Origin of the sequence: Enterobacter sp. LM3 (genome assembly GCF_046622475.1) — a bacterium.
GTDB lineage: Bacteria > Pseudomonadota > Gammaproteobacteria > Enterobacterales > Enterobacteriaceae > Enterobacter > Enterobacter cloacae_P.
On sequence record NZ_JBJURN010000034.1, the window covers coordinates 1 to 7760 of the forward strand.

Genomic DNA, 7760 nt, shown 5'->3' on the forward strand with positions numbered 1-7760 from the left:
CAGGCGTGCAACATGCGAAAAAAAAGCCCGTACTTTCGTACGAGCTCTTTCTCGAATATGGCGGTGAGGGGGGGATTGACTCGCTTCGCTCGCCGTTACTCGGCCCATCCACGGGCCTCGCCCCTTCGGGGCCAACGCAGGCGTTGTTCAAAAACGCTTCCGGCGTTTTTGTGCGGGCAGATTCCTCGCAGGCTCGTCATCTGTCCAACTGGCTGTCGCCAGTTGTCGAACCCCGGTCGGGTGTTCTCATCCCCCCCGCAGGCGTGCAACATGCGAAAAAAAAGCCCGTACTTTCGTACGAGCTCTTTCTCGAATATGGCGGTGAGGGGGGGATTGACTCGCTTCGCTCGCCCTTCGGGCAGATTCCTCGCAGGCTCGTCATCTGTCCAACTGGCTGTCGCCAGTTGTCGAACCCCGGTCGGGTGTTCTCATCCCCCCCGCAGGCGTGCAACATGCGAAAAAAAAGCCCGTACTTTCGTACGAGCTCTTTCTCGAATATGGCGGTGAGGGGGGGATTCGAACCCCCGATACGTTGCCGTATACACACTTTCCAGGCGTGCTCCTTCAGCCACTCGGACACCTCACCATATTGTTTGCTGCCTGACCGCTTGGGGGGCAACGGGGCGCTACTATAGGGAGTTGCGCTAAAACGGTCAAGCAGATTTTCTGCTTTAGTGCTTGTTCGGTTAAGCAATAATCAGCTCCACGGCTTTTACACCGTGGAGAAGGCGATTAACGCTGTGAATCGAGCACTTCGCTATTTTTTACGACCTCTTGCGCTTTACCATAGCTTTCGATCAGCAACTGATAGGCAGGGAAGATATGGGTATAAACCTCAGCCCACTGCGCAGCATCTTCCCGATTCCATGTGCGCTGGATCTCGGAGGCAACAGCCGCAGTATCCATCGGTACAACGCCTGCCTGTACCACGCGTGCCAGCGTGATCTCCTGCGCCATTTTGCTGTAGGTTCCGGAGGCATCAATGACCGCAAACACTTTATAACCGTCTGCTACCGCGCTGATCGACGGGAAGGCCATGCAGACACTGGTAATGGTTCCGGCAATAATCAGCGTGTTACGCCCGGTAGCTTTCACTGCCGCAACGAATTCCGGGTTGTCCCAGGCGTTGATCTCGCCTTTACGTGCAACATACTGTGCATGCGGCGCGTTGGCATGGATCTCCGGGATGAGCGGGCCGTTCGGCCCTTGCGGAACAGACGCCGTGGTAATGACCGGAACGTTTGCCAGCGTGGCAATTTTCGCCAGTGCCGCCGCACGGGCACGCAACTCCGGCATTGGCATATCACCAACGGTCTGGAACAGCCCGCTCTGGTGGTCGATAAGCAGCATGACCGCATCATTGACATCAATAACCGGACGTGCGCCGTTGAAGTTAGCAGGGGTAGACATAATCCTCTCCTTTATTACGCTCAGATCTGGCCGAAGCGGCCGGAATTGAAATCGCGAATAGCTTCAGCGATTTCGGTTTTACTGTTCATCACAAACGGGCCGTAGCCCACGACAGGTTCATTTAACGGTTCCCCGGCCATCAGCAGGACTTTGGCATCGCGGCTGGCTTCCAGATGTAGTTTGTTACCCTCCTGGCTCATGACGACCAGTTGGGCTTCACCCGCCTGGGCTGTGCCGTTTACCGTGATGGTGCCTTCCAGCACAACCAGCGCGGTGCTCCATCCTTCGGGCTGACTGAGCGTAAGATGGCTTCCCTGATTCAGGGTGACATCCCAGACATTCAGCGGTGAGTAGGTATGCGCAGGGCCTGTCACCTCGCCGTAGCGACCCGCGATAACCCGCAGCGAGCCGCTGTTATCCGGCAGTGTCACTACCGGGATCTCACCTTTCGTGATGCTCTGATAGCCCGGAGCCGCCATTTTGTTTTTTGCAGGCAGGTTGACCCACAGCTGCATCATTTTTAGTTCTCCTCCCTGGCGCGAGAACGCGCTGGAGTGGAACTCTTCGTGCAAAATGCCCGCACCTGCCGTCATCCACTGAACGTCGCCAGGGCCAATTACACCGCCTTTGCCCGTCGAGTCGCGATGCTCTACTTCACCGGAGTAAACGATGGTGACCGTTTCAAAACCACGATGGGGGTGCTCGCCCACGCCGCGTTTTGCGCCATCGGCCGGGAAGGTATAGGGGCCTGCGTAGTCCAGCAGTAAGAATGGGCTGAGCGGTTCACCGTGAGTCTGATAAGAAAACATCGAACGTACCGGGAAACCATCGCCAACCCAGTGCTGACGGGGAGCGGTATAAACACCTGTTACGTTTTTCATGATTAACTCCTGATGTTCTGTTGATGTAATTAGCTTATATTCAGAGTTAATATCCCGGTAGATAGTGAAAATGGCATTCACTGTTCTGAAAATAGAACGATGGGGGTTTATGCAGGATCTCAATGACTTCGTCTGGTTCGTTAAAGTGGTCGACTACGGCGGTTTTGCGGCGGCGGGGCGGGCACTCGATCTGCCCAAGTCCAGGCTGAGCCGCCGGATTGCGCAGCTGGAGGAGCGGCTCGGTGTGCGTTTAATACAGCGCACGACCCGGCAGTTCACGGTGACAGAGGTTGGGCAAACCTTCTATCAGCACTGCAAAGCCATGATGGTGGAAGCGGAAGCCGCAGAGGAGGCCGTTGCGGCGCTACAGGCTGAACCGCGCGGTATTGTCAGACTCACCTGTCCGGTAACGCTGTTACACGTGCATATTGGGCCAATGCTGGCACGATTTATGGCGCGTTATCCTGGTATTAATCTTCAGCTTGAGGCGACAAATCGGCGTGTTGATCTCGTCAGTGAAGGGATTGATGTGGCGATACGCGTTCGCCCACGCCCGTTTGATGACAGCGATCTGGTATTGCGGGTGTTGGCTGACAGGGGGCATTGTCTTGTCGCGGGGCCACAGCTGATCCAACAGCAGGGGATGCCCGAAATGCCGTCTGAACTTAGTGCCTGGCCGGGTCTCAGTATGGGAGAAGGGAAACAGGTGCATAAGTGGGAACTCACCGGGCCAGAGGGCGCAAGAGCGGAAATCCATTATGTGCCTCGCCTCATTACCACCGACATGCTGGCGCTGCGGGAGGCGGCGGTGGCGGGCGTGGGGGTAGTGCAGTTGCCCATTTTGATGGTGAAAGATCAGCTTACCACAGGGGAACTGGTACGGGTACTTGAGGCGTGGGAGCCAAGACGGGAGGTGATCCATGCGGTATATCCGTCCCGGCGCGGTTTGCTGCCGTCGGTCAGGGCGCTGGTGGATTTTCTCACTGAAGAGTATGCGCGGATGGTGGAAGACTGATGCTTTTTGTCCGGCGACCCGACCGGTGACACAACGTCCTTCTGGCGACTTTATTTTTATGTACAGTGTTCACGCGGACACTGTACATACCGTTACACAGCAACGCTCATCTTTTTATATACACCTGGTATAGAATGTCGCAAAAGATAAGTCTCAAATTCAACCGAAAAACACGCGGCTATTTGTTGTGTCAGTGTTAGAAAAATGAGTGTCATAAATTTTAAATAAATGAATACTATGTAGTCTTACCTACTTATAATGAAAATCAAAAATACGCTTTGTTTACATATCCTGATGGCTACTCTGGCTGTCTTGTTTCTCTGTGTTCACCCGTTGGTGACAAGCTTTGATCCACCGCTTGAGTTCCAGCCGCTGATTAAATCGATGGATGGGACACCAAAAGAACAAGCGGAAAGAATAGCCACGATTTCTCATGCGTTAAAAGGGAATTCGATTTTCTTCATCGGGGCATCTGAAGTGGCTACCTCTGAAGAAGAACATTACGCTGTATATAATTACTTTAATAAGCAATTGCACAAACCTGTAGTGGCGTATGGTGATAGTTTTGTCGATGACACGACACAATTTTTACTGTTTTCACGCTTTAAGGATGACCTTAACGCAAACAGTAAAGTTGTTTTACTTCTGGCTCCTGACAGCTTTTATTCGAAAGGTCTGCCACCAGCAATTTTTGCCGATAATTTCCCGGGGTCTATTTTCAATCCGCTGATGAAAGATCCGCAGGCACGTCCTTTGCTGACTCATTATTTACAGCATATTGATGCGAAGGATATAAGCCATTTAACGTTTGGCCAAATGGCTGTGTATGGCTGGCATCCGGATCTCATCTGGGAAGAGGTGAGCAATCAGTTCGCCAACTTCTGTACGATGATTAAAAACGACTGGCTGGCCATGCTCAATATTGAACCACAGACGGTACAACCGTGGCCGCAGCAGTCGACAACCCCTGTTGTTCCTGACTGGAATAAAGAGCTGGCTCATGCGCGCGAGTTGAATAAAAAACGTCAGCAGAGCGCGGCTACAATGTGGATGGATAAGTCTGTTTATGAACCGGGAGACAAGCCGGAACAGTGGGATGACACACCTGTGGTGCCCGAACAGATTGCGTCGTTAAAGAAAACTATCCAGCTTCTGAAACAACGCCATGTACAGGTGATTGCTATCGTCGACCCTGTTAACCCCTGGGCGCTCTACAACACCGACACATTCCGGCCGGTTGATAAGCAAATTCAAACCATTCTGGAAGAGAACCAGGTTCCCTATTTAGATATGTACGCTATGCCGTATGAGAACGGCTGGAACTGGGATCGCCTGCATCCTTCTGAACTGGCATGGGTTCCTATGATTCGCTTTATTGCAGAGAGCTTTAAATGATGAAAACCGCGATTCGTCTTTTTTTCCTTTATCTCCTGCTGGCAATCACCGTCGTTGCGTGGACCTCTGTCGATGACAGCATGAGTTTACAGCTGCATTTTGAATATCAAAAGTTCTGAGGTTGAATGATGTACAGCTCAGGAATGTTTTTTTTCTATTTGTTTTCATCAGCCCTGGTGTTTGCGCTGGTTAATCGCCTGTTGCATCGTCGACTGACGTATTTATCTGCCTTTTCAGTGCTGTCAGCATTAGGATGGGGGTATATTTTCCAGGGTGATTATATTGTCCCGGTTGCCGTTTTTTTAGTTTTTTATGTTCTCGTTACATTAAAAGAGAAGGGGTGGTTAAAAACCTGGCAAGCGGTCTCCTTAACGTTGCTGCCATTGTTTTTGGTGAAATTACACTTAAATAACCACTGGGGAATGATCGGCCTCTCTTTCATGACGTTCCGCGCGATTGATGTATTGCTTTATCGCAGTAAAAAAGATGGTCGGAATTTCCTGCACTATTTCTGCTATCTCTTTATGCCCTTTGTTATTCTGGCCGGCCCAATGTACCGCTGGCGGACATGGATTAGCGATGTGAGTAAGCCTGTCTTCGCGATTACCCGCGAGCAGTTTTTAGTGGCGTTAGAGCAAATAGTTACCGGTATCGTCCAGAAGTTCTTGTTCGCTATGCTGGTCGACACGCTGGTTGTGCAGCGGTGGAGCCATGAGCCGTTCTCGCTGACCGTAGGTGTGGTGATGTCGATTGCCTATAGCGCCTATCTCTACTTTGATTTTGCTGGTTACAGCAATATGGCTATTGGGGCCGGTCGCTTATTTGGACTGAATATTCCGGCGAACTTCAATATTCCCATCCTTGCGAAAAACCCGCAGGATTTCTGGCGTCGCTTCCACATTAGCCTTTCTGAATGGCTGCGCGATGTGGTCTTTATGCCAATTTATATGAACTTGATGAAGTTCAACTTTTTCCGCCAGAACAAAACGCTGGCGCAGAATATCGGTATTTTTTGCACCCTGTTCTGTATGGGAGCGTGGAACGGACTCGAACGCCATTATGTCATCAGTGGCGCACTCTTTGGCGCTATTTCTGTTGTTCACAACATGCTGCTGTGGTTAGCCAAACGTAACCCGACGTTGCACAACGGGTTACAGCATCCGGTTATTGCATTTTTGGGGCGAATTCTGACGCTGGGAAGCGCCGCAGCCTCCCTTTACATCTTTAGTGGAATGTCACCTCTATGAAAAATCAATCCGATCTCCAGGAACTGCAAGATTTCTTACGTGCGGCATTACGTGATCCCGCAGTTCCCCAGCAACTGGCCATCAGCGGTAGTGACGAAGCCTTAAGCTGGTTGCAACTTTCCTCTGCCGTGGTGGACTGGGAGCAACGCTATCAGCGTTGCCAGCCCTCCGCCGGCATGCCAGTCGTCTTGTACGGACATCAGCAGGCTGAGTTCGCCGTGGCGATTTATAGCTGCCTGTTGCACAACATTCCGTATATCCCGGTGGACTGTATCTACCCGCAGGAGCGGCTTAAAGAGATCTGCCACCTGGCGAATGCGCCTTACTATTACGATGTCGCGACAAAGCAGTTCATCGCCACCGGTGAAACGGGCAAGGTGCTGGCCGAACAGGATCTCGCTTATATCATGTTCACCTCTGGCAGCACTGGTAAACCGAAAGGGGTGCAGATTGGACGTGAAAGCGTATGGCACTTCATGAAATGGGTAAGCCAGGACTTTTTCCTGCCGGAAAAACCGGTGTTAATGAACCACGCGGTGTTCAGCTTCGACCTCTCCCTGATCCCTTTACTGGCGAATCTGGCGATGGGGGGACATATCGTTCTGAACGCAAAAGAAGATATCCTGCAGGATAACTGGCTGGACAGACTGAAAATGAATGCTGTTTCTGCCTGGGTTTCAACACCGTCTTTTGCTTATCAGAAATTGCTTTCTCCGCAGTTCAACAGTGAATATTTGCCTGACCTGAGCGTCTTTATTTTCATTGGTGAAGTATTAAATAAAGCGTTGGTTAAACAGTTACGTCGCCGTTTCCCACAGGCAAAAATTATCAATTCCTATGGCCCAACGGAAGCGACCATCGCGACCACCGTGGTTGAGATAACGGATGAGATCCTCAACAGCGACAACGCAGTGTTGCCGGTTGGGGTGATGATGCCTGACAGCAAAATGGAAATTACCGCCGAAGGCGAACTGATTATCTGGGGTAAGAACGTGATGCGCGGCTATCTCGGTTTACCGCAGGAGAACGCGGAAAAATTACTGCACCGGGAAAGTGAAGCGTTTCGTGGCTACCGAACCGGCGACCTGGGTTATGAAGATGGACTCATCTACTGCCAGGGGCGTAACGATAGCCAGGTCAAACTGAACGGCTACCGTATTGAAATCAACGAGATTGAAAACCGCCTGCTGGCCATGTCAGGTATCAGTGAAGCGGTGGTTCTGCCGCTGATGAAATCCTGCGGTAGCGTGTTGCGTATTGCCGCTTTCTGCGTGACGGATTTGGCACCGGAGGCCATTAAAACATCGCTGGCGAAAGTGGTGCCACCTTATATGGTACCTTCACAAATCATCATTAAAGACGCTTTGCCGCTGAATCCTAACGGCAAAATTGACCGTAAGTTGCTGGACTCTCATGCCCGCACGAATTAATTACCCCAGGAAAGGTTATGGAACAAGAAATTCTCGCCCTGTTTGAAAAAGTGTTATCCCGCAAAGTGGGTTTTCACGATGAGCTGATTGAATCCGACATTCTCGACTCCATTCTGGCGGTCGACATGGTACTGGAGGTGCAGGACGTGTACGGTTGTATGATCCCGCCGACCGAAGTTGCGACGGTGCTGAAAACTCCGGCAGATTTGGCTCGCTATATTGAAGAAAACCGTTAATCGCGATTGGTGTTAACGTTTCTGTGAAGACCCTGGATGATTTCATTCAGGGTTTTTTATTGCCCCATTCGCAGGCGTGCAACATGCGAAAAAAAAGCCCGTACTTTCGTACGAGCTCTTTCTCGAATATGGCGGTGAGGGGGGGA

At 51.3% G+C, this 7760-nt stretch carries 7 protein-coding genes, 1 tRNA gene and 1 other RNA gene; 5 read left to right on the forward strand and 4 right to left on the reverse strand.

Annotated features, from left to right (window positions below; all coding sequences use genetic code 11):
• Positions 1–316 precede the first annotated feature (316 nt).
• The 4 genes from ACJ9N4_RS20555 to ACJ9N4_RS20570 all read right to left on the reverse strand — a co-directional run bounded on the left by ACJ9N4_RS20555 (position 317) and on the right by ACJ9N4_RS20570 (position 2291).
• Positions 317–453, reverse strand: a non-coding RNA gene (locus tag ACJ9N4_RS20555) — RtT sRNA.
• Positions 454–498: 45 nt separating this feature from the next.
• Positions 499–586: transfer RNA gene (locus ACJ9N4_RS20560), tRNA-Ser, on the reverse strand.
• A gap of 146 nt (positions 587–732) precedes the next feature.
• Complete coding sequence (locus ACJ9N4_RS20565; protein ID WP_411500762.1) at positions 733–1410, reverse strand: isochorismatase family protein; 678 nt, start codon at positions 1408–1410, stop codon at positions 733–735.
• A 20-nt stretch (positions 1411–1430) separates the two neighbouring features.
• A complete protein-coding gene (locus ACJ9N4_RS20570) occupies positions 1431–2291 on the reverse strand; it encodes a pirin family protein (protein WP_196391138.1) in 861 nt (286 codons plus the stop codon).
• 109 nt (positions 2292–2400) lie between these two features.
• Here ACJ9N4_RS20570 and ACJ9N4_RS20575 point away from each other — a divergent pair, with 109 nt between their 5' ends.
• From ACJ9N4_RS20575 to ACJ9N4_RS20595, 5 genes are all read left to right on the forward strand, one after another.
• Positions 2401–3306, forward strand: coding sequence for a LysR family transcriptional regulator (locus ACJ9N4_RS20575; RefSeq protein ID WP_411500763.1), 906 nt, complete (start codon positions 2401–2403; stop codon positions 3304–3306).
• Positions 3307–3564: 258 nt separating this feature from the next.
• On the forward strand, positions 3565–4701 hold the full coding sequence (locus ACJ9N4_RS20580; RefSeq protein ID WP_196391139.1) for a D-alanyl-lipoteichoic acid biosynthesis protein DltD: 1137 nt from the start codon (positions 3565–3567) through the stop codon (positions 4699–4701).
• Between the two features lie 128 nt (positions 4702–4829).
• Entirely contained in the window at positions 4830–5948 is a 1119-nt protein-coding gene (locus tag ACJ9N4_RS20585) for a membrane-bound O-acyltransferase (RefSeq protein ID WP_182920015.1), read from the forward strand.
• A complete protein-coding gene (locus ACJ9N4_RS20590) occupies positions 5945–7378 on the forward strand; it encodes an AMP-binding protein (RefSeq protein ID WP_182919773.1) in 1434 nt (477 codons plus the stop codon). Before ACJ9N4_RS20585 ends, ACJ9N4_RS20590 begins: the two co-directional genes overlap by 4 nt.
• A 17-nt stretch (positions 7379–7395) precedes the next feature.
• Entirely contained in the window at positions 7396–7614 is a 219-nt protein-coding gene (locus tag ACJ9N4_RS20595; RefSeq protein ID WP_182274487.1) for an acyl carrier protein, read from the forward strand.
• Positions 7615–7760 lie beyond the last annotated feature (146 nt).

Bases quoted from the DNA above. Each gene is read 5' to 3' on its own strand.
- ACJ9N4_RS20575 (WP_411500763.1), top strand. From the start codon at position 2,401: ATGCAGGATCTCAATGACTTCGTCTGGTTCGTTAAAGTGGTCGACTAC.
- ACJ9N4_RS20590 (WP_182919773.1), top strand. From the start codon at position 5,945: ATGAAAAATCAATCCGATCTCCAGGAACTGCAAGATTTCTTACGTGCG.
- ACJ9N4_RS20580 (WP_196391139.1), top strand. From the start codon at position 3,565: ATGAAAATCAAAAATACGCTTTGTTTACATATCCTGATGGCTACTCTG.
- ACJ9N4_RS20570 (WP_196391138.1), bottom strand. From the start codon at position 2,291: ATGAAAAACGTAACAGGTGTTTATACCGCTCCCCGTCAGCACTGGGTT.
- ACJ9N4_RS20565 (WP_411500762.1), bottom strand. From the start codon at position 1,410: ATGTCTACCCCTGCTAACTTCAACGGCGCACGTCCGGTTATTGATGTC.
- ACJ9N4_RS20585 (WP_182920015.1), top strand. From the start codon at position 4,830: ATGTACAGCTCAGGAATGTTTTTTTTCTATTTGTTTTCATCAGCCCTG.
- ACJ9N4_RS20595 (WP_182274487.1), top strand. From the start codon at position 7,396: ATGGAACAAGAAATTCTCGCCCTGTTTGAAAAAGTGTTATCCCGCAAA.